The organism is Micromonospora sp. DT46 (assembly GCF_049841735.1).
In the GTDB taxonomy this organism is placed as follows: domain Bacteria; phylum Actinomycetota; class Actinomycetes; order Mycobacteriales; family Micromonosporaceae; genus Micromonospora; species Micromonospora reichwaldensis.
Genome location: NZ_JBNCKW010000014.1, coordinates 1 through 20,521, shown reverse-complemented (window position 1 = coordinate 20,521; position 20,521 = coordinate 1). Strand labels below are relative to the sequence as shown.

At 73.3% G+C, this 20,521-nt stretch carries 15 protein-coding genes and 1 pseudogene; 11 read left to right on the top strand and 5 right to left on the bottom strand.

The features are described from left to right. The first annotated feature begins 183 nt into the window (after window positions 1–183). The 5 genes from ACLQ20_RS29620 (at window position 184) to ACLQ20_RS29600 (ending at window position 4,820) form a co-directional block, all read left to right on the top strand. A complete protein-coding gene (locus tag ACLQ20_RS29620; protein WP_151454870.1) occupies window positions 184–1,971 on the top strand; it encodes a 3-hydroxyacyl-CoA dehydrogenase family protein in 1,788 nt (595 codons plus the stop codon). Between the two features lie 40 nt (window positions 1,972–2,011). Beyond that, entirely contained in the window at window positions 2,012–2,506 is a 495-nt protein-coding gene (locus tag ACLQ20_RS29615) for a SigE family RNA polymerase sigma factor (protein ID WP_151454869.1), read from the top strand. Beyond that, the gene (locus tag ACLQ20_RS29610) at window positions 2,503–3,552 is read left to right on the top strand and encodes a hypothetical protein (protein ID WP_425858215.1); all 1,050 of its coding nucleotides are present in this window, start codon (window positions 2,503–2,505) and stop codon (window positions 3,550–3,552) included. The genes ACLQ20_RS29615 and ACLQ20_RS29610 overlap by 4 nt, the downstream gene beginning before the upstream one ends. A 65-nt stretch (window positions 3,553–3,617) precedes the next feature. Next, window positions 3,618–3,944 carry a hypothetical protein gene (locus ACLQ20_RS29605; RefSeq protein ID WP_172896372.1) on the top strand — a complete coding sequence of 109 codons (327 nt, stop codon included), beginning with the start codon at window positions 3,618–3,620 and terminating at the stop codon, window positions 3,942–3,944. A gap of 66 nt (window positions 3,945–4,010) precedes the next feature. Continuing rightward, on the top strand, window positions 4,011–4,820 hold the full coding sequence (locus ACLQ20_RS29600; RefSeq protein ID WP_358119305.1) for an alpha/beta hydrolase: 810 nt from the start codon (window positions 4,011–4,013) through the stop codon (window positions 4,818–4,820). 188 nt (window positions 4,821–5,008) lie between these two features. Here the strand turns inward: ACLQ20_RS29600 and ACLQ20_RS29595 are convergent, their stop codons facing one another. From ACLQ20_RS29595 to mce, 5 genes are all read right to left on the bottom strand, one after another. Further along, window positions 5,009–6,289, bottom strand: a complete 1,281-nt coding sequence (locus tag ACLQ20_RS29595) for an AI-2E family transporter (RefSeq protein WP_425858214.1) — start codon at window positions 6,287–6,289, stop codon at window positions 5,009–5,011. Between the two features lie 339 nt (window positions 6,290–6,628). Further along, window positions 6,629–8,923 carry a hypothetical protein gene (locus ACLQ20_RS29590; protein WP_425858213.1) on the bottom strand — a complete coding sequence of 765 codons (2,295 nt, stop codon included), beginning with the start codon at window positions 8,921–8,923 and terminating at the stop codon, window positions 6,629–6,631. Between the two features lie 186 nt (window positions 8,924–9,109). Next, the gene (locus ACLQ20_RS29585; RefSeq protein WP_132231256.1) at window positions 9,110–10,372 is read right to left on the bottom strand and encodes a cell division protein DivIVA; all 1,263 of its coding nucleotides are present in this window, start codon (window positions 10,370–10,372) and stop codon (window positions 9,110–9,112) included. 310 nt (window positions 10,373–10,682) lie between these two features. Further along, complete coding sequence (ccrA, locus tag ACLQ20_RS29580) at window positions 10,683–12,038, bottom strand: crotonyl-CoA carboxylase/reductase (RefSeq protein ID WP_151456553.1); 1,356 nt, start codon at window positions 12,036–12,038, stop codon at window positions 10,683–10,685. A gap of 346 nt (window positions 12,039–12,384) precedes the next feature. Next, complete coding sequence (gene mce, locus ACLQ20_RS29575) at window positions 12,385–12,858, bottom strand: methylmalonyl-CoA epimerase (RefSeq protein ID WP_121399562.1); 474 nt, start codon at window positions 12,856–12,858, stop codon at window positions 12,385–12,387. Window positions 12,859–12,919: 61 nt separating this feature from the next. Here mce and ACLQ20_RS29570 point away from each other — a divergent pair, with 61 nt between their 5' ends. The 6 genes and pseudogenes from ACLQ20_RS29570 to ACLQ20_RS29545 all read left to right on the top strand — a co-directional run. Continuing rightward, complete coding sequence (locus ACLQ20_RS29570; protein ID WP_327029421.1) at window positions 12,920–14,119, top strand: acetyl-CoA C-acetyltransferase; 1,200 nt, start codon at window positions 12,920–12,922, stop codon at window positions 14,117–14,119. Window positions 14,120–14,221: 102 nt separating this feature from the next. Beyond that, window positions 14,222–15,157, top strand: coding sequence for a methylmalonyl Co-A mutase-associated GTPase MeaB (meaB, locus tag ACLQ20_RS29565; RefSeq protein ID WP_370518982.1), 936 nt, complete (start codon window positions 14,222–14,224; stop codon window positions 15,155–15,157). Window positions 15,158–15,231: 74 nt separating this feature from the next. After that, window positions 15,232–15,645: an Asp23/Gls24 family envelope stress response protein gene (locus tag ACLQ20_RS29560; protein ID WP_151456557.1), complete on the top strand. Its 414-nt coding sequence runs from the start codon at window positions 15,232–15,234 to the stop codon at window positions 15,643–15,645. A gap of 108 nt (window positions 15,646–15,753) precedes the next feature. Further along, window positions 15,754–17,442, top strand: a complete 1,689-nt coding sequence (locus ACLQ20_RS29555) for an acyl-CoA mutase large subunit family protein (protein WP_425858212.1) — start codon at window positions 15,754–15,756, stop codon at window positions 17,440–17,442. Window positions 17,443–17,672: 230 nt separating this feature from the next. Further along, a complete protein-coding gene (locus ACLQ20_RS29550) occupies window positions 17,673–18,590 on the top strand; it encodes a tetratricopeptide repeat protein (protein WP_327029419.1) in 918 nt (305 codons plus the stop codon). A 104-nt stretch (window positions 18,591–18,694) separates the two neighbouring features. Continuing rightward, a pseudogene (locus ACLQ20_RS29545) lies at window positions 18,695–19,825 on the top strand (arginase family protein); the annotation flags it as partial. Window positions 19,826–20,521: the final 696 nt, after the last annotated feature.

Sequence of the window (20,521 nt, the reverse complement as noted above, 5' to 3'; positions counted from 1 at the left end):
CGGCCGGCGCGGCGAGCCGACCGACCGCGAGCCGACCCGCCCTGTCGAACGGCGCGCGCGCAGCCCCGCTGGGCTCGTGAAATTTCCCACGGCGCCTCGACAACGCAACGTCACGTGGCAGACTCGCGCGCATAACCTTAATGGTCGTTAACGCGGCTGTGCGGAGCATCGAGGAGGCTGGTCGTGGCGCGTGATTTCACCAGCGTGGGCGTTGTGGGTCTGGGCACCATGGGTGCCGGCATCGTCGAGGTATTCGCGCGCAACGGGGTCGACGTCGTCGCGGTGGAGGTCTCCGAGGACGCGCTGGAACGCGGCCGGGCCATCCTCACCGGGTCGACGGACCGGGCCGTGGCCAAGGGCAAGCTCGCCGAGGCCGACCGGGACGCGCTGCTGAGCCGCGTACGGTTCGCCGTCGGGCTGGACGCGCTGCACGCGGTCGACCTGGTCATCGAGGCGGTGCCCGAGCACCTGGACCTCAAGCAGCGGATCTTCGCCGAGCTGGACCGGGTCTGCAAGCCCGAGGCGATCCTGGCCACCAACACCTCGTCGCTGAGTGTCACCGAGATCTCCGTCGCCACCAGCCGTCCCAACCAGGTGATCGGCATCCACTTCTTCAACCCCGCCCCGGTGATGAAGCTGGTCGAGGTGGTCCGGACGGTGGTCACCTCCGCCGACGTGGTCGCCGACGTGGAGGCGCTCTGCAAGCGGCTCGGCAAGGTCGACGTCACCATCAGCGACCGGGCCGGCTTCATCGCCAACGCGCTGCTCTTCGGCTACCTCAACCACGCCGTCGGGATGTTCGAGGCGCACTACGCCACCCGCGAGGACATCGACGCGGCCATGAAGCTCGGCTGCGGCCTGCCCATGGGCCCGCTGGCGCTGATGGACCTGATCGGCCTGGACACCGCGTACGAGATCCTCGACACCATGTACCGGCGCGGCGGGCGGGACCGCCGGCACGCCCCGGTGCCGCTGATCAAGCAGATGGTCACCGCCGGGCTGCTCGGCCGCAAGTCCGGCCGGGGCTTCTACACCTACGAGCGGCCGGGCTCCCCGGTCGTCGTACCCGACGAGCAGACGCCTGTGGCGACGGAGGCCGCGCTCGGCGGCGCCGCCGCGATCGCGAAGGTCGGCGTCGTCGGATCCGGGACGATGGCCACCGGCATCATCGAGGTCTTCGCGAAGGCCGGCTACGAGGTCGTCTCGGTGACCCGGGGCGCGGAGAAGTCCGCCAAGGTCTTCGAGGCGGTCAGGACCTCGCTCAACAAGGGCGTGGTGCGCGGCAAGCTCAGCGAGGCCGACCGGGACGCCGCGCTCGGCCGGATCAACTGGTCGGCCACCCTGGACCACCTCGCCGACGTCGACCTCGTCGTCGAGGCCGTGGTCGAGGAGCTGAGCGTCAAGAAGGCCCTCTTCGCCAGCCTCGACGAGATCTGCAAGCCGGGCGTCGTGCTCGCCACCACCACCTCATCGCTGCCGGTGATCGACGTCGCGATGGCCACCCAGCGGCCCGCCGACGTGATCGGGCTGCACTTCTTCAACCCGGCGCCGCTCATGCCGCTGGTCGAGGTCGTGGAGACCATCCGCACCTCGACGGAGACCACCGCCACCGCCCGCGCGGTCTGTGCCGCGCTGGGCAAGACGGGCGTGGTCTGCGGCGACCGGTCCGGCTTCATCGTCAACGCGCTGCTCTTCCCGTACCTCAACGACGCCGTGAAGATGCTGGAGGCGAGCTACTCCACCGCCGACGACATCGACCACGCCATGAAGCTGGGCTGCGGCTACCCGATGGGCCCGTTCGAGCTGCTCGACGTGGTCGGCCTGGACGTCTCGCTGGCCATCCAGCGGGAGCTCTACCTGGAGCTGCGCGAGCCGGGCTTCGCGCCCGCGCCGCTGCTGGAGCACCTCGTCACGGCCGGCTACCTGGGGCGCAAGAGCGGCCGGGGCTTCCGCGACCACACCCGTCGCTGACCCGGTCAACACCGCCCGCCGGTGACGGCGTCTGCATGGTGTGACCTTCGAGGAGTACGTCGGCAGCCGAGGCCCCGCCCTGATGCGGCTGGCCCGGCTGCTGACGGGCGACGAGCACCGGGCCGAGGACCTCACCCAGGACGTCCTGACCCGCGCGTACGTGCACTGGCGGCGGATCGCCCGGGTGGACCGGCCGGACGTGTACGTGCGCCGGATGCTGGTCAACGCCAACAACTCCTGGTGGCGCCGGCGGACGAACCGGGAGCTGGCCACCGCCGACTTCGCGGAACGGCCCCAGCACGGCGACCTCGGCGGCGAGACGGCCGACCGGGACGCCATGTGGCGGCTCATCCTCGGGCTGCCGGACCGCCAGCGGGCGGTGCTCGTGCTGCGCTACTACGAGGACCTCGACGACGCGACCATCGCCCAGATCCTCGGCTGCTCGCCGGTCACCGTCCGCACCCATGCCATGCGGGCGCTCAACAACCTCCGGGAGCGCCACGGCGTCCCGGCGACGAACGGGAGCCGGCCGTGACCGACCTCGACGAACGGATCGTACGGACGCTGCGGGAACGCGCCGAGGGGACGGTCGACACCGACCGGCTCACCTCCCGTGCCGTCGCCGGGGGACGGGTCCGTCGCCGTCGCCGTCGGGCCGGCGCGGGCCTCGCGCTGGGCGTGGCGGCGGTGCTCGGGTTCACCGTCGCCACCGGCGTGGGCCTGCCGGAGCGGGTACGCCCGCCGGACGCCGCCGCGCCGGACGCCGCCACCGCCGCGCCGCCCCGGCTGGAGAACGTCCCCGGCGCGGCCGCCCGGCCCGACCTGGTCGGCACGGATCCGCAGGTACTGCACTTCGGGTTCGACCCGGCCCGCGCCCGCTACCGGGGCTGGCACGTCGGGTTCGGCGTGGAGAGCATCCGCGTCGAGGTCGACGGTGGCCGGCCGGTGAGCGTCGCGCTGGCCCGTTCCGCCGACGCGCTGTGGGAGTACGCGGTCGAAGGGCTGCCGCCGGGGGCCACCGGGATGACGGGCGGGACGGTCTTCGACGGCACCGATCGCCTGCACCGGGAGGGCGGCACTTCCATCTGGATCCGGCTCTGGCAACCGGCCCCCGGCCTGTACGCCCGGGCCGCCGTGACCGCCGTGACCGCCCAGGAGATCGAGGTGGCGGTCGGCGCCCTCCGGTTGGGTGAGGCGCGCCGCTGCGTCGCGCCGGTGCGGCTCACCACGCTGCCCGCCGGCGCCCGGCTGGACCAGTGCACCGTCGATGCGGGGTCCTTCCCCGCCACGTTGCACATGTCGCTGGTGGTGAACGGGCCCGGGGAAGCGGAGACGCGTGTCGCGTTCGACTACGCGCGCTCGACGGTCACCGGCCGTACGGCGGGCAACCGGACGATCGGGGGCCGGGCCGCCTACCTCTACCCGCGGGGCGACCAGTTGGAGCTGCTCGGCATCCCTAAGGCCCACCTGATCGTCGATTTCAGCTGGTCGCACGGGGACTTCACCGAGGCGGACGCCGCCGTCCTGCTGGGCGGGGCGCAGGTCGCCACCGATCCCGGTGACCCGGAGACCTGGGGCTGACCAGCGGCGGGGCCGGCCCGCCCACCCCGGGCCGGTCCCGCCGCCGGCCCGTACGCTTGGCAAGCGTGAGCCCCCGTCGCAACCGACCCCGCCGCGATGACGCCGCGCACCTCGACTCCGACCGGGCCCGGCAGGGCGTCGCCTCGGTGCAGCAGTGGCGCGACGGCGACTGGCAGGTACGCGGGATCAGCGGCGGCGCGTCCACCAAGACGTACCGCTGTCCCGGCTGTGACCAGGAGATCCGGCCCGGGGTGGCGCACCTGGTGGCGTGGCCGGCGGACGGGCGGGGCGACCTGACCGACCGGCGGCACTGGCACAGCGGGTGCTGGCGTGCCCGCGACCGGCGTGGGCCGGTCGTCCAGCGCGGTCGCGGTGCTCCCCGCTACGGCTGAGCGATCTGGATCACGCTGTTTCCGCCCCGCCCGGCGGTTCCCGGCCGCACCGGCGAGACTGGTGGGGTGAGCACACCGATCCGCGCGTCCTCCATCCTGCCCGGGCACCGCGAGGACATCGAGCTGCACACCGCTGACGGTCTGCGGCTGGTCGGCGAGTTGGCCCGGCCGCTGGACCGTGCGCCGGTGGGCACCCTCGTCTGCCTGCACCCGCTGCCGACGCACGGCGGGATGATGGACAGCCACGTGTTCCGCAAGGCGGCGTGGCGTTTGCCGGCCCTGGCCGATCTGGCGGTGCTCCGCTTCAACACCCGGGGGACCAGCAGCGTGCGCGGCACCAGCGAGGGGGCCTTCGACAACGCGGTCGGCGAGCGCTTCGACGTCGCCGCCGCCATCGAGTACGCCGAGTTCCACGAGCTGCCGAACGTCTGGCTGCTCGGCTGGTCGTTCGGCACGGACCTGACCCTGAAGTACGGCTGCGACCCGGCCGTCGTCGGGGCGATCCTGCTCTCCCCGCCGCTGCGTTTCTCCGCCCCGGCCGACCTGGAGCACTGGACGGAGTCCGGCAAGCCGCTGACCGCGCTGGTGCCCGAGTTCGACGACTACCTGCGCCCCGACGAGGCCCGGGAGCGCTTCGCGGCGGTGCCGCAGGCCGAGGTGGTCGGGGTGCCCGGGGCGAAGCACCTCTGGGTCGGCGACGCCGAGACCGTGCTGGACGAGGTGGTCCGCCGGGTCAACCCGGCCGCCGCCGTGCCGCTGCCGACCACCTGGGACGGCCCGATGGAGACCGGCGACGTCAGCGCGTACGCCGACCGCACGGTGGCCTCCTTCGCGGACCGCCCGGTGCCCGGCCCGCCTGCCGGCCAGGCCGGCTGACCCGCCCTCGGCCTCGCGCTCGCGCCGCGGACCCGCCCTCCGCCGCGCGCTCCCGTCGCGGGCCCGGCCGACCCGGTCCATCCGTGGCCGATCCGGTCCACCCGTGGCCGACCGGTCTGGCCGTGGCCGCCCGGTTCACCCGTGGCGGCCCGGTCCACCGGTGGCCGGTCGGGCCGGGCCGGGCGGGGTCAGCGGGACTCCTGCCGGGGCAGGACCACCTCCCGCAGGATGAGCTGGAGCGCGGCCACCGCCGGGATCGCGATCAGCGCGCCCACCACGCCCAGCAGGGAGACCCCGAGCAGGGCGCCCACCAGGGCGGCCACCTCGTTGACCGACACCGACCGGCGCATGATCTTGGGATAGATCAGGTAGTTCTCCACCTGCTGGTAGATCAGGAAGAACACCGCACAGGCGATGCCGATCGGCAGGTCCGTGGCGAACCCGACCAGGCTGACGATCACCGCGCCGAGGGTCGCGCCGATCTGCGGGATCAGGTCCGTCACCGCGACCACCACGGCCAGCGCGAACGGGTACGGCAGCCCGACGATCACCGCGAAGACGAACGTGGACACCCCGGCCAGCACCGCGATGCTGAGCGCGCCGACCATGTACGCGCCGACCTTCGTCAGGATCTCGTCCCCGATCAGCCGTACCCGCTCCCGGCGCGAGCGGGGCACCAGCGAGTAGCCCAGGTCGCGGAGCCGGTCGAAGTAGGCCAGGAAGTAGATGGTCAACACCAGCACGGTCAGCCCCCGGAAGACCGTGCCGAAGATCAGTTGGGCGCCGCCGAGCACCCCGCCGAGGGCCTGACCGACCGTGTCCGCGTTCGCCGCGCTCTGCACCCGCTCCATCAGGTCGTACCGCTCCACCAGGTCGTTGACCGTCTCGTTGCGGCGCAACGCCTCCAGGTAGCTCGGGAGCTGCTCGATGAACTGCCCGCTCTGCGTCACGATCGGCGGCACCAGGGCGAACAGGCCACCGCAGAGGAGCAGCACGACCGTCAGCGCGACGACCGCCACGGCGAGCCCGTGCGGCAGCCCCCAGGACCGCAACCGGACCACCGCGGGGTGCAGGCCGACGGCGAGGAAGAGCGCGATGACCACCAGGACCAGGATGCCGGCCGCGTTGCGCACGCCCAGATAGAGGGCGTACGCGAGCAGCACCCCGGCCGCGCCGGTGAAGCCGACCAGGAAGCTGCTGCGCTTCAGCGGCCGCCCCGGCGTACCGAACCGGCTCGACCCGTTCCCCGCCAGCTCGCCGTCGTCCGCCGTGCCGGTCGTGTCTCTCGTGCTCGTCGTGTCTCTCGTGCTCGTCGTGTCTCTCGTGCTCGTGGTGCCCGTCGTGCCTGTCGTCCTGTCGGCGTGTTCGGGCGCGGTGGCGTGCTCCGGCTTCCGGTTCCTGTCGCCCGGTGCCGGGGCGCGATCGGGCTCCCGGTCGCCGCTCGACGCCATCGGTCCGTCGTCCGCCATCGGACCTCCCTGGATCGATTCCCGCGGGACGGCCCGACCATGGCTCATGTCGGCGAAATCCCACCGGGAGCGTACGCCGCAGGCTTGCCCGCGCCACCCACCCGAGCCGTGTCACCCGCCCCGGCGGTGCCACCCACCCGGGCGGTGCCACCCACCCGGGCGGTGCCACCCGACCCGGCTGGGCCACCGGGACCAGCCAACGCCGCCCCTCCGCGCACCCTCTGGGTGCGGGCAGGACCGAAGTCCTGAGATCTTGGTACGGCACGGCCCCTATAGGGGCCGTGCCGTACCAAGATCCGCTGGACGGCCTCAGCTGTCGGGCGGTGGAGCGGTCCGGGGTCAGTCCTTTTCGACGACGACCTTGCTCGGCTTGGCGCTGCGCTCGTCGGTGGTCGGCTTCGCCGGACGCTTGCCGTTCTCGCCGGTGCTGGTGATCTTCGTCGGGGTGGCGCCCCGACCTCCCTCGCCAGGCACCGCCGCCACGGTCGGCTCCCCGTCCACGCCGGCGCTGGCCGTACCCCCGTCGACGGTGGTCACGGTGGCCTTGCCGTTGGCCGGCTGCCCGGCGTCGGCCGGCTCGATCCGGCCCTTGGCCGGCTGCCCGGCGTCCTCCGGCTCCACCTTGCCGGCGGCGGGCTTCCCGTCCGAGGAGGACGGAGCCGCTGCGGGGCCCGTCGCCCCGCCCGCGACCGGAGCCTTGTCCGCGGAGCCCGCACCCGCCGGGGTCCTGCCCGCCGTGCCCGCGCCCGCCGGGGCGGTGGCCGCATCCGCCTTGGCCGCTTCCGTCGGGGTCGTGCCCGCACCCGCCGTGGCCGCGCCCGCCGGGGTCCTGTCCGCCTTGTCCGTGCCCGCGCCGACCGGGGTCGCACCCGCGCCCGCCGAGGTCTTGTCCGTGTCGGGGCGGGGCCTGCCGCCGTTCGCCGTGGCCGGCTTGCCGTCCGCCACCACCGGGGCGGCGGCGCCGTCCGTACCGCCCGGCAGGTCGGCCGCGGCGAGCCGACCCAACCGCAGCTCCGCCACCTGTCGCTGGAGCTCGTCGGACTCCTGCCGGGACTTCCAGGTCTCCTGCCGCAGGTCGGCCAGCTCCTGCTGGGCCTGGGCGATCTCCAGCATCACCTGGGCGAGCTGCTGACGGCTGGCGGCGGCCTCCTGCTGGGTGGCGGCGAGGTGCTGCTGGGTGGTGGCCAGGTGCTGCTGCGTCGTGGCCGCGTACTCCTCGAACTGCCGCCGCGACGTCGCCACGTGCTCGTCGGCCTTGCGGCGCTTGTCGGCCGCCTCCGACTCGGCCCGGCCGAGCAGCGCCGCGGCCTCCTCCTCGGCCTGCCGGCGCATCGTCAGCGCGTCCTGCTCGGCGGCCTGGCGGACGGCGGTGGCACCCTGCTCGATCTCGTTCTTCCGGGCGGTGTACTCCGCCTCCAGCGCGGCGCGGCGCGACTCGAACCCGGACTCCAGCTCGTCGTGCCGGCTCGTGTGCTGCTTCTCCAGCTCGGCGAGCCGGGTCTTGTACTGCTTCTCCAGCTCGTCGCGGCGCTTGGTGAACTCCTGCTCGGCCGCCGCGCGGCGCTGGGTCAGCTCGCGGTCCGCGGCTTCGCGCCGGCTGTTGACCTCCTGCTCCACCCCGGCCCGCCAGGCGCCCAGCTCCTGCTGCGTCTGGGCCCGGGCGTGCTGCACGTACGCCTCGGTCTCGCTGCGCATCCGCTGCACGTACGCCTCGGTCTCGGCGCGGTTGCGCTTGGCCGTCTCGGCCGCCTGGGTGGTGAGCCGCTCGGCCTCCTGGCGGGCCTTCTCGCGGGTGGCCCGGCCGGCGCCGGCGGCGTCGTCGATGATCTGCTTGGCGTCCCGCTGCGCCTTGGCGTGGGTGGCCCGGCCCGCCTCGGTGGCCTGGTCGACCAGGCGCTTGGACTCCTGCTGGGCCTTGGCGTGCACCTCCTTGGCGGCCTCCCGCAGCTGGGTGGCCTCCTGCTGCGCCTTGGCGTGCACCTCCTTGGCGGCCTCGCGCAGCTTGGTCGCCTCCTGCTGGGCCCGCTGGTGGATCTCCTTGGCCGCGTCCCGCAGCTGGGTGGCCTCCTGCTGGGCCTTCGCGAGCGCCTCCTGGGCGGCCTTGCGCAGCCGGGCGGCCTCGTCCTTGGCGGTGCGGACGGCGGCGTCCGCCTCGGCCTTGCGGGCCGCGGTGTGCCGCTCCTCCTCCGTCCGGCGGGCGGCCAGCGCGATCTCGAAGTCCTTGAGGGCGGTGGCGGCCTGCTCGCGGGCCTCGTCGACGATGTGCTCCGCGGCGGCCCGGCGAGCCTCGATCTCCTCGTTGGCGGAGGCCAGGATCGCGTCGGCCTGCTCCTCGGCGATGGTGAGGATCTGCTCCACCCGCGGGCCCAGGTGCCGGTAGGAGACGTTCTCCAGAGCCCCGGACGACTTGCGTGCCTGGGCGAGGTCACGTTGGAGCACCTCGACCTGGCCGGCCAGCTTGTGGATCTGTGTGTAGGCCTGTTCCCGCTCGGCCGCCAGGGCCGCGATCTCGTGCTCCGCGCGAGCGACGTACCGGTCGACCTGTCGTTTCTCGTACCCCCGCAGAGCGGACTCGAAGCTGGGCTCCGTGGTCACATCCCCGCCGAGAGCGAACAGTTCCTCGCCGTGCGACATGCCCCCATCCTCACACGCCTCCAGTCCGGCTGGGGCGATACGGACGCCCCGGATAGGACCTACTTCACTGCCGACACGCCCGGGCAATTCGCTCGGCGGGAAAAAGCGTACGGCGCGGGGCGCACCGGTCACCCGGTGTCACCCCGCGCCGTGGAAATCATGCCCCGGTCGGGTGGGTCGGTCGGGTCAGTTGGCGGTCTCCGCGGCCACCCGCTCGTCGGCGTTGTCGGCCTTCTTCGCCTCCGGCTTGGCCGGCGCGGCCGGCGGCGTGGCGGGTACGCCCGGCACGATGCCGGCGAGGCCGGAGAGCATCTGGCCGAGCTGCGAGGTGACGGCGTCCTTCTGCCGGGTGAGGTCCTCGACCTCGCGACGGGCCGCCTGGGTGGTCAGCTCGGCCTCGGTGCGCGCCTCGGTGAGCAGGCGCTTCGACTCGGCCTTCGCCTCGGTGAGCGTCTTGTCGGCCAGCGCCTTGGCCTTGTCGACCGTCTCGTTGGCGGTGCGCTCCGACTCGACCCGGCGGGCCTCGGCGCGCTGCTCGATCTCCTTGGCCCGCTCCTGCGCGGCGTGGGCCCGCTGCTCGGCCTCGCTGACCAGCTTCTGGGTCTGGGCCACCTGCGCGGCGTGCCGCTCGGACTCCTCGCGCTCGGCCTTTTCCCGGCGCTCGGCCAGCTGGAGCTCCAGGGCCTGGAGGTCCTTGTCGCGCTTGTCGCGGGCGTCGGTGAGCAGCTTGGTCGCCTCGGCGCGCTTCTCCTCGGCCTCGCGGGCCGCCTTCGCCCGCTGCTGGGTGATCTCCCGCTCGGCGGTGGCCCGCAGGGTGGCGACCTCGCGCTCGACGGTGGACTTCAGCTCGGCGACCTCGTGGGCGGTGACCGTGCGCAGCTGCTTGGTCTCCCGGTCGGCGTCGGCGCGCAGCGTGTCGGCCTCGCGCCGGGCCTGGACGCGGACCTCGGCGGCCTCGCGCTCGGCGGCGGTGCGGACGCTGCCCGCCTCCCGCTCGGCGTTGGCCTTCATGGCCGCCGCCTCGGCGCGCGCCTTGTCGGTGATCTCGCGCGCCTCGAGGCGGGCGGCGGAGAGGATGCCCTCCGACTCGCGCTTGGCCTCGTTGCGGTGGTCGTTGGCCTGCTCCTCGGCCAGCCGCAGGATCTGCTCGACGCGGGTGCCGAGGCCGGAGAGGGTGGGCCGGCTGTTCTCCTCGAGCTGCTTGTTGGTGTCGGCGAGCTTCTGCTCCAGCGCGCTCATCCGCTGCTCGGCCTGGCGGAGCCGTCGCTGGGCGTCGTTCATCCGCTGCTCGGCCTCGGCGCGGGCCTGCTCGGACTGGGTCAGCGCGGCCGTCATCCGGCCGATGAAGTCATCGACCTGGTGGGTGTTGTAGCCGCGCAGGCCAACGGTGAAATCGGGCTGCGAGTTCGCGTTATCGAAGAACGCAAGAGGGGAGGACTGCTGGGGCATTGGGACATACTCGCAGACCCCCCAGGGTGCTTCGCAAGAGCGGTGCCGAGCTTTCGTGTCCTCATTACATGGTCAACTGCGGGTCGGCCGAGGACCGGGCAGATCGCCGATCTTGGCAGGTCCCGGGCGGGTCGGACGGCACGGAGCGTGACAGGGGAGAGGGCACGGAGCGTGACATGGAAAAGGGCCGCGGGAGTACCCCGCGGCCCTTTGTCGCGCCATGGTCGGCATCGCTCGAATGAGCGTCAGACACTAGGCGGAAAGGCAATCGCCGTTCACCGCAATGGGCGACGGCGCCTCGTCCCTCGGGTCAGTGGCCGCGGAACCGGTTGATCGCGTCCTCGTGCCGGGAGCGCAGCTCGCGGTCGCGTACGCCGAGCCCGTCCGTCGGGGCCAGGCAGCGGACGCCGACCTTGCCCTGGTGCGCGTTGCGGTGCACCTCGTACGCGGCCTGACCGGTCTGCTCCAGCGCGTAGGTCTTCGACACGGTGGGGTGGACCTTGCCCAGTGCCACGAGCCGGTTGGCCTCCCACGCCTCGCGGTAGTTGGCGAAGTGGCTGCCGATGATCCGCTTCAGGTGCATCCAGAGGTAGCGGTTGTCGTACTGGTGCAGGTAGCCGCTGGTGGAGGCGCAGGTGACGATGGTGCCGCCCTTCTTGGCCACGTAGACGCTGGCGCCGAAGGTCTCCCGGCCGGGGTGCTCGAAGACGATGTCCGGGTCGTCGCCGCCGGTCAGCTCGCGGATGCGCTCGCCGAAGCGGCGCCACTCGTCCTGGTCCTGGGTCTGCTCGTCCTTCCAGAAGCGGAAGCCCTCGGCGGTGCGGTCGATCACCAGCTCGGCGCCCATCCTCCGGCACAGCTCCGCCTTCTCCGGCGAGGAGACCACGCAGACCGGGATCGCGCCGCCGTTGAGCGCCATCTGGGTGGCGTAGCCGCCGAGGCCGCCGGAGGCGCCCCAGATCAGCACCACGTCGCCCTGCTTCATGTTCGCCCCGTGGTGCGACACCAGCTGCCGGTACGCAGTCGAGTTGACCAGCCCCGGGCTGGCCGCCTCCTCCCAGCTCAGGTGGCGCGGCTTGGGCATCAGCTGGTTGGCCTTGACCACGCACAGCTCGGCCAGGCCGCCGAAGTTGGTCTCGAAGCCCCAGATCCGCTGCTGCGGATCCAGCATGGTGTCGTCGTGCCCGGCCGCGTCCTCCAGCTCCACGGAGAGGCAGTGCGCGACGACCTCGTCGCCGGCCTTCCACTTCGTCACCCCGGGCCCGGTGCGCAGCACCACGCCGGCGGCGTCGGAGCCCACCACGTGGTACGGCAGGTCGTGCCGGCGGGTCAGCTCGGAGAGCCGGCCGTAGCGCTCGAGGAACTTGAAGGTCGGCAGCGGCTCGAAGATGCTGGTCCAGACCGTGTTGTAGTTGATCGCGCTCGCCATCACCGCGACCAGCGCCTCGCCCGGCCCCAGTTCCGGCGTCGGCACCTCCTGCACGTGCAGCGCCTTGCGCGGGTCCTTGTCCCGGGTGGCCAGGCCGTCGAACATCCGGGTCTCGTCGGCGCGCACCACCACGCCGCGGTACGTCTCGGGTACCGGCAGGCCGGCGATCCCGGCGAGCTCCCGTGCGGGTTGGTCGGATCCCTCCGCCGCCATGATCGCTTCGAGGATGTCCTGCACGTCGACCTCCCGTTCGTCCGCACCCCGCCCACGCGGGCCTGGGTGCTGCCATCGTCGGCGTCGGTGCGGCCCACCGCCATGTCGGCATCCGACACATCCGGTACCGGCCGCGCTCCTGTGGGGCGGGACGTTACTGAAGAGTAGGTAGGGCCGGAAGTCCTCTGTGAAAAACTGCATTGGCCGATGCGTGGAGGTGCCCGGGCGGCGGTGGAACCACGCACCGGCGCGCTCGGCGGGGCCTTCGACCCCTCTCCCACCAGCCGGGGAGTGGCCTCCGGCCCCTTCTCCGGCGGCCGGGGGAGTGGCCTCCGGCTCCCGCCCGGTCGGCGGGAGCCGGAGGTGGGGATCAGTGCCCGGCGGCGGGCTCGACGAGTTCGACCAGCACCCCGCCGGCGTCCTTCGGGTGGACGAAGTTGACCCGCGAGTTGGCGGTGCCGCGCTTCGGGGTGTCGTAGAGCAGCTTCACGCCCCGCTCGCGCAGCTTCGCGCAGGCGGCGTCGATGTCCTCGACGGTGTACGCCACCTGCTGCACGCCGGGGCCCTTCTTGTCGAGGAACTTGGCGATGGTCGACTCCGGGGTCAGCGGGGCGAGCAGCTGCACGCAGCCGCCCTCGGCGTCCGGGCCGACGGCCAGCATCGCCTCGCGTACGCCCTGCTCGGCGTTCACCTCGGTGTGCACGCAGCGCATCCCGAAGGTGCGCTGGTAGAAGTCGATCGCGGCGTCCAGGTCGGCGACGGCGACCCCGACGTGGTCGATGCGGCGCAGGCCGATGTCTGTGACATAGTCGGCAGCGGTCTCGACGGGGGAGTTCTCAGCCATGGCGCTAGTCTGACCGAACAATCGTTAAGGCGTACAGGTCGGCACCCCCTCGGAGGCAGGCATGGCTTCGGTGATCGTCAGCGGCGCGCGGACCCCGATGGGGCGCCTGCTGGGCAACCTCAAGGACCTCCCCGCGACCAGGCTCGGTGGCGTCGCGATCAAGGCGGCGCTCGAGCGGGCCGGCGTCGCCCCCGAGCAGGTCCAGTACGTGATCATGGGGCAGGTGCTCCAGGCCGGCGCCGGACAGATCCCGGCCCGCCAGGCGGCGGTCGAGGCCGGCATCCCGATGTCCGTGCCGGCGCTGACCGTCAACAAGGTCTGCCTCTCCGGCCTGGACGCGATCGCCCTGGCCGACCAGCTGATCCGCGCCGGCGAGTTCGACATCGTCGTCGCCGGCGGCATGGAGTCCATGACCAACGCCCCGCACCTGCTGCTCGGCCAGCGCGGCGGCTACAAGTACGGCGACGTGGTGGTCAAGGACCACATGGCGCTCGACGGGCTCACCGACGCCTGGGACAGCTGCGCGATGGGTGAGTCCACCGAGCGGCACAACGGGCGGCACGGCATCACCCGCGAGGAGCAGGACGCGTTCGCCGCGGCCAGCCACCAGCGGGCCGCCGCCGCGCAGAAGAACGGCCACTTCGCCGACGAGATCACCCCGGTGGTCATCCCGCAGCGCAAGGGCGACCCGCTGGTGATCAGCGAGGACGAGGGGATCCGCCCGGACACCACCGTCGAGTCGCTGGCGAAGCTGCGCCCGGCGTTCGCCAAGGACGGCACCATCACCGCCGGCAGCTCCTCGCCGATCTCCGACGGCGCCGCCGCGGTGGTCGTCATGAGCAAGGCCAAGGCCAAGGAGCTGGGGCTGACCTGGCTGGCCGAGATCGGCGCGCACGGCAACGTCGCCGGCCCGGACAACTCCCTGCACTCGCAGCCGTCCAACGCGATCCAGCACGCCCTCAAGAAGGGCGGGCTCGGCATCGAGGACCTGGACCTCATCGAGATCAACGAGGCGTTCGCCCAGGTGGGCATCCAGTCCACCCGTGACCTCGGGATCAGCCCGGACAAGGTCAACGTCAATGGCGGGGCGATCGCGCTGGGCCACCCGATCGGCATGTCCGGCGCCCGGCTGGTACTCACCCTCGCGCTGGAGCTCAAGCGCCGGGGCGGCGGCACGGGCGCCGCGGCGCTCTGCGGCGGCGGCGGCCAGGGCGACGCTCTGATCATCCACGTCCCGGCCCCCGGCGAGAGCGGTCACTGACCGCCGGCCGGCCGATCCCGTAGAGGCAGCACAGTGAGCGAGATCGTCGACGGCGTCCCGGCGGCCGGCGCACCCCCGGTGCGCCGCAGCCGGGACGTGCCGATGCTGGTCGAGCGGGCCCGCGCGGGCGATCCGCGCGCGGTGGCCCGGCTGATCACCCTGGTCGAGTCGGGCGACGAGACGCTGCCGCGGATCGCGGCGGCCCTCGCGCCGTACGCCGGCCAGGCCCAGGTGGTCGGGCTGACCGGCTCACCCGGGGTGGGTAAGTCGACCACCACCAACGAGCTGGTCCGGGCGCTGCGCGCCCGCGGCCACCGGGTGGGCGTGCTGGCCATCGACCCGTCCAGCCCGTTCACGGGCGGGGCGATCCTCGGCGACCGGGTCCGGATGCAGGACCACGCCACCGACCCGGGCGTCTACATCCGGTCGATGTCCAGCCGGGGCCACCTCGGCGGGCTGTCGGCCGCCACGCCGCAGGCGGTGCGGGTGCTGGAGGGCGCCGGCTGCGACGTCGTGCTGGTGGAGACCGTGGGCGTCGGGCAGGCCGAGGTGGAGGTCGCCTCGCTGGCCGACACCACGCTGGTGCTGCTCGCCCCGGGCATGGGCGACGCCATCCAGGCGGTCAAGGCCGGCATCCTGGAGATCGCCGACGTCTTCGTGGTCAACAAGGCCGACCGGGACGGCGCCGACGCCACCTACCGCGACATCCAGGGCATGATCGCCCTGGGCGAGCGCGGCCCGGGCGACTGGCGGCCGCAGGTGGTGCGCGCGATCGCCTCCCGGGGCGAGGGGATCGACGACATCGCCGCCGCCATCGACAAGCACCGTGGCTGGCTGGTCGAGCACGGCGAGCTGCGCCGCCGCCAGGAGGCGCGGGCCGCCGCCGAGGTCGAGGCGATCGCGCTGGGCGTGCTCCGCGCCCGGATCGGTTCCCTGCGCGACGGTACGGAGCTGCCGGCGCTCGCCGCGAAGGTGGCCGAGGGCGCCCTCGACCCGTACGCGGCGGCCGACGAACTGCTCTCCCAACTCGGCTCCTGAGGGGCCCGTCGAGCTAGTACGCTCGCACCGCTCCACGGTCGGCGTGGGGCGGTGCGCGGCGGAGTGGGGAGACGATGGGCGACGAGGCGACGCAGGAGCTGTCGGTGACGCCGGACGCGGTGCCGGGCGGGACGACGCTCGTCTCCGACGAGGTGGTGGAGAAGATCGCGGTGGCCGCCGCGCGGTCCGTGCCCGGGGTGGTCGAGCTGGGCGGGGACGTGGCCCGGTTCTTCAACGCGGTGCTCGACAAGGTCGGGCTCGACCAGGTCGGCGACGCCCGGCGTGGCTGCTCGGCCCACGTCACGAACGGCGCGGCGGTGGTCAACCTGGTCATCGTGATCGAGGCCGGCCGCGCGGTGCCGCAGGTGACCGCCGAGGTCCGGGAGCAGGTCGCCGGGGCGGTCGAGGCGTACGGGCTGCGGGTCGACGAGGTCAACATCAGGGTCGACGACGTGGCCCTGGGCGGTCCCGCCGCGCCCGTCGCGTGACGCGTCCGGCGGCCCAGGTTACCTGCCGGTACGAACTTACTTAGCGATCGTTCAGGTCTGGGCTCTACACTCGCAGTGCAGTCGAGGACTCGAGGAGGAGCCCCGCCGATGAACGCCGACGAGATCGCCGCCGGACGGGCACGCTGGCAGGCCCGCTACGACGCCGCGCGCAAGCGGGACGCCGACTTCACCACGCTCTCCGGGATGCCCGTCGACCCGGTCTACGGGCCGCCGGAGGGCGTGGACCACCCGGGCTTCGAGCGCATCGGCTGGCCGGGCGAGTACCCGTACACCCGGGGCCTCTACCCGACCGGCTACCGCGGACGGACCTGGACGATCCGGCAGTTCGCCGGGTTCGGCAACGCCCAGCAGACCAACGAGCGCTACAAGATGATCCTGGGCGCCGGCGGCGGCGGTCTCTCCGTCGCCTTCGACATGCCCACGCTGATGGGCCGGGACTCCGACGACCCGCAGGCGCTCGGGGAGGTGGGCCACTGCGGCGTCGCCATCGACACCGCCGCCGACATGGAGGCCCTCTTCGACGGCATCGACCTCGCCGGGGTCACCACGTCGATGACCATCTCCGGGCCGGCGGTGCCGGTGTTCTGCATGTACCTGGTGGCCGCCGAGCGGCAGGGCGCCGACCTGTCCACTCTGGACGGCACGTTGCAGACGGACATCTTCAAGGAGTACATCGCACAGAAGGAGTGGCTCTTCGACCCGGAGCCGCACCTGCGCCTGATCGGTGACCTGATGGAGTACTGCGCCCGGGAGATCCCGCGCTACAAGCCGCTGTCGGTCTCCGGCTACCACATCCGCGAGGCCGGCTCGACCGCCGCGCAGGAGCTGGCGTACACCCTCGCCGACGGCTTCGGCTACGTCGAGCTGGGGCTCTCCCGGGGGCTCGACGTCAACGTCTTCGCGCCCGGCCTGAGCTTCTTCTTCGACTCGCACGTCGACTTCTTCGAGGAGATCGCCAAGTTCCGGGCCGCCCGCCGCATCTGGGCCCGCTGGCTGCGCGACGTCTACGGCGCGACCAGTGAGAAGGCGCTCTGGCTGCGGTTCCACACGCAGACCGCCGGGGTGTCGCTGACCGCCCAGCAGCCGGTCAACAACGTGGTGCGTACCGCCGTGGAGGCACTCGCGGCGGTGCTCGGCGGCACCAACTCGCTGCACACCAACGCCCTGGACGAGACCCTGGCGCTGCCCACCGACGAGTCCGCCGAGATCGCCCTGCGTACCCAGCAGGTGCTGATGGAGGAGACCGGGGTGACCAACGTGGCGGACCCGCTGGGCGGGTCCTGGTACGTCGAGGCGCTCACCGACAAGATCGAGGCCGAGGCGGAGGAGATCTTCGCCCGGATCCGGCAGCTCGGCGGGGAGGGTCCGCACCAGATCGGCCCGATGACCTCCGGCATCCTGCGCGGCATCGAGGACGGCTGGTTCACCGGCCACATCGCCGAATCCGCCTTCGTCTACCAGCAGGCGCTGGAGAAGGGCGACAAGCGGATCGTCGGGGTCAACTGCCACACCGGCACGGTCGCCAAGGACCTGGAGATCCTGCGCATCTCGCACGAGGTGGAGCTGGAGCAGCGCCGGATGCTGGCCGAGCGGAAGGCCGGCCGTGACGAGGCCGCCGTGAAGGCCGCCATCGAGCGGATGGTCGCCGTCGGCCGGACCGACGGCAACATGATCCCGGCCATGCTGGACGCCGTCCGCGCGGAGGCCACCCTCGGCGAGATCTGCGACGCCCTGCGCGCCGAGTGGGGCGTCTACCGCGAACCCGCCCGCTTCTGACCCTTCCCCCCTCGACCCCGTTCCACCGCGATCCCGCACCTCGTGTCCCGGCAGTCGCCGCGCAGGCCTCGTACCGAGGACCGGAGGTGCGGGATCGCGCCATGCCGGGCGGGAGGTCGGGCAGGGGCGCAGGGACGGGGTGGGCAAGGGCGGGAGCAGCCGTGACAGTCACAACTGTCGCCGTCGCGGTTGATCTGAGTTCCGTGGGTCGCGTGCGAGACTAGGTAACCATGAGCGACCCACGGATCACCTCGTCGATCTTCACCCGCGGCGCGGTCGACCTCAGCGCGCTGCGCACCCCCGCACCGGCCCCTGCCCGCCCCGCCACCCCGGCCCAGTCAGCCCCCTCCGCCGATTTCCCCGGCGCCGCCGGTGGCGGCGTCGCCGTCATCGACGTGAGCGAGGCGACATTCCAGTCCGAGGTTCTCGAGCGTTCGCTCACCACACCGGTGATCGTGGACTTCTGGGCCGAGTGGTGCGAGCCGTGCAAGCAGCTGAGCCCCGTGCTGGAGCGGCTGGCCGCCGAGGGCGGCGGCGCCTGGGTGCTCGCCAAGGTCGACGTGGACGCCAACCCCCGGATCGCCCAGATGTTCCGGGTGCAGGGCATCCCGATGGTCTACGCGGTGGTCGGCGGCCAGCCGGTCGACGCCTTCTCCGGAGTGGTGCCCGAGGCGCAGCTGCGGCAGTGGATCCAGGCGGTGCTCAAGGCCGGTGGCGTGAGCGTCGCCGAGCCGGAGGACCCGCGCCTCGACGAGGCCGACGACGCCCTGATGAGCGGCGACCTCGACGCGGCCGAGCAGGCGTACCGCAAGATCCTCGCGGAGTCGCCCGCGGACGCCGCGGCGGAGGCGGGCCTCGCCCAGGTCGGGCTCGCCCGCCGGGTGGCTGGGGCCGACCCGGGCGCGGCGGTCGCCGCCGCCCAGGCGAACCCCGACGATGTCGAGGCCCAGCTCCTGGCCGCCGACATCGAGGTGCTCAGCGGTCAGGCCGAGGCGGCGTACGCCCGCCTGGTGGGCGTGGTCCGCCGCACCGCCGGTGAAGAGCGGGAGAAGGTACGCCAGCACCTGGTCAGCCTCTTCACGGTCGCCGGGCCGGAGGATCCCGCCGTCGCCGCGGCGCGCCGGGCCCTGGCCAGCGCCCTGTTCTGAGCACCACGCCCTGTTCGTGATCACGCCCTGCTTGTGAGTACGTAGCACGCCAGCGCGGGCCGGCGTTCCGGCCGGCCCGCCCGACACCTCGAGGACGGGAGCCCATGATGCGCCGGATCGCCGTCCTCGACGCGCCCAGCAACCTCGGCCTGCGCCCACCCACGTCCACCTCGGTCCCCGGCTGCGGCAAGGCCCCGGGCGCGCTGCGCGACCAGGGGCTGCTCGCCCGGCTGCGGGCCCGCGACGCGGGCTGCCTCACCGCTCCCCGCTACGACCCCGGCGACTGGCGACCGGGTGACGGGGTCTGCCACGCCCGCGAGATCGCCGACTACTCGGTGGCGCTCGCGGAACGGATCGGCGCCATCATCGACCGCAGCGAGTTCCCGCTGGTGCTCGGCGGCGACTGCTCCATCCTGCTCGGTTCGGCACTGGCCATGCACCGGCTCGGCGAGGCGGTCGGCGGGCGCATCGGGCTGGTCTTCGTCGACGGCCACTCCGACTTCCGGCACCCCGGCAACGCCTCCTACGTGGGCGCGGCGGCCGGCGAGGACCTCGCGCTGGTCACCGGGCGGGGGCAGGCCGACCTGGCCGCCATCGAGGGGCGCCGGCCGTACTTCCGGGACATCGACGTGGTGGTGCTCGGCATCCGGGCGCAGGACGAGTACCGCCTCGACCTCCAGGCCGCCGGGATCACCACCCGGCCGGTGCCGGCGCTGCGCGCCGAGGGCGCCGCGCGTACGGCACAGTGGGCGCACGAGCAGCTCGCCGACTGCGCCGGCTACTGGGTGCACATCGACGTGGACGTGCTGGACCCGGCCGTGATGCCGGCGGTCGACGCCCCCGACCCGGGCGGGATCGCCTTCGCCGAGCTGGAGATCCTGCTCGCCGGCCTCGTCGACACCCCGCACTGCCTCGGCGTCGAGCTGACCGTCTTCGACCCCGACTACGACCCGGACGGCGCGTACGCGGCCGAGATCGTCAACACCGTGGTGGCCGGGCTGCGCCCGGTCTCGGCGCCGACGGCTTCGCCGCCCCGACTGCTGCCGGGCCCGTCGGCGTCCGCCGCCTCGTCCGCGCCGTCACGGTCTGCCGCCCCCACCAGGCGTTCCGCCCCCTCCGCCCCCACCACGTCCTCTGCGTCCGCCGCGCCGACCGTGCCGTCGCCGTCTGCCGCCCCCGGCGTGCCGTCTTCCTCTGCCGTGTCGTCCGGGCCGTCTGCCGTGTCGGCTGGGCCGTCTGCCGTGTCGGCTGGGCCGTCTGCGGTGTCGGCTGGGCCGTCTGCGTTTGCCGCCCCTGCCACGCGCTCGGCGTCTGCTGGCTCGGTTGGGCCATCGGCGTCTGCGGATTCGGCCGGGCCGTCGGCGTCTGCCGGCTCGGTCGTGCCCTCGGCTCGGCGGAGCAACGGTCGTCCCGAGGTGCCGATCATGCCTCCGTCGGCCTCCGCCCCGGCGCTCGTTCCCGCCCCCGTTCCACGCACCGACGGCGACGACCGGCACCCGGGCGGCGCCGAGGAGCGTGCCGAGGGCGCTCCGCCAGCCCCGCTCCGGCCGCTCGGGCCGGTGGCCCCGGGTGGCGCCGCCTCCGACGGTGACGCCGTGCCGGAACCGGTCGGCCCGCCCGCCTCCGCAGGCCCGGGCCTGCTGCGCCGGGCACCGCTCGCGGGCCTCGACCCGGGCGACCCGCCGCCCGCGCCCGAGGACGGCACCTCGCCATCCGCCGCCGGTATCGCCTGACCCCCTGTCGAGCTGCCCCATCTGTGCGCCCACCTGCCGGGCCCGGTCGCGCCGGGACGGTTGATCGCACGTGCCCGGTGCAGGGCGAGGTGGGCGGTTGATCGCACGTGCCCGGTGCAGGGCTGTCGGCTCCGCCTGAAAACTGACCCCGTGGTTCCGGCTGAATTTTGACCCCTTCCGGAAGCATCGGGAGGTGCT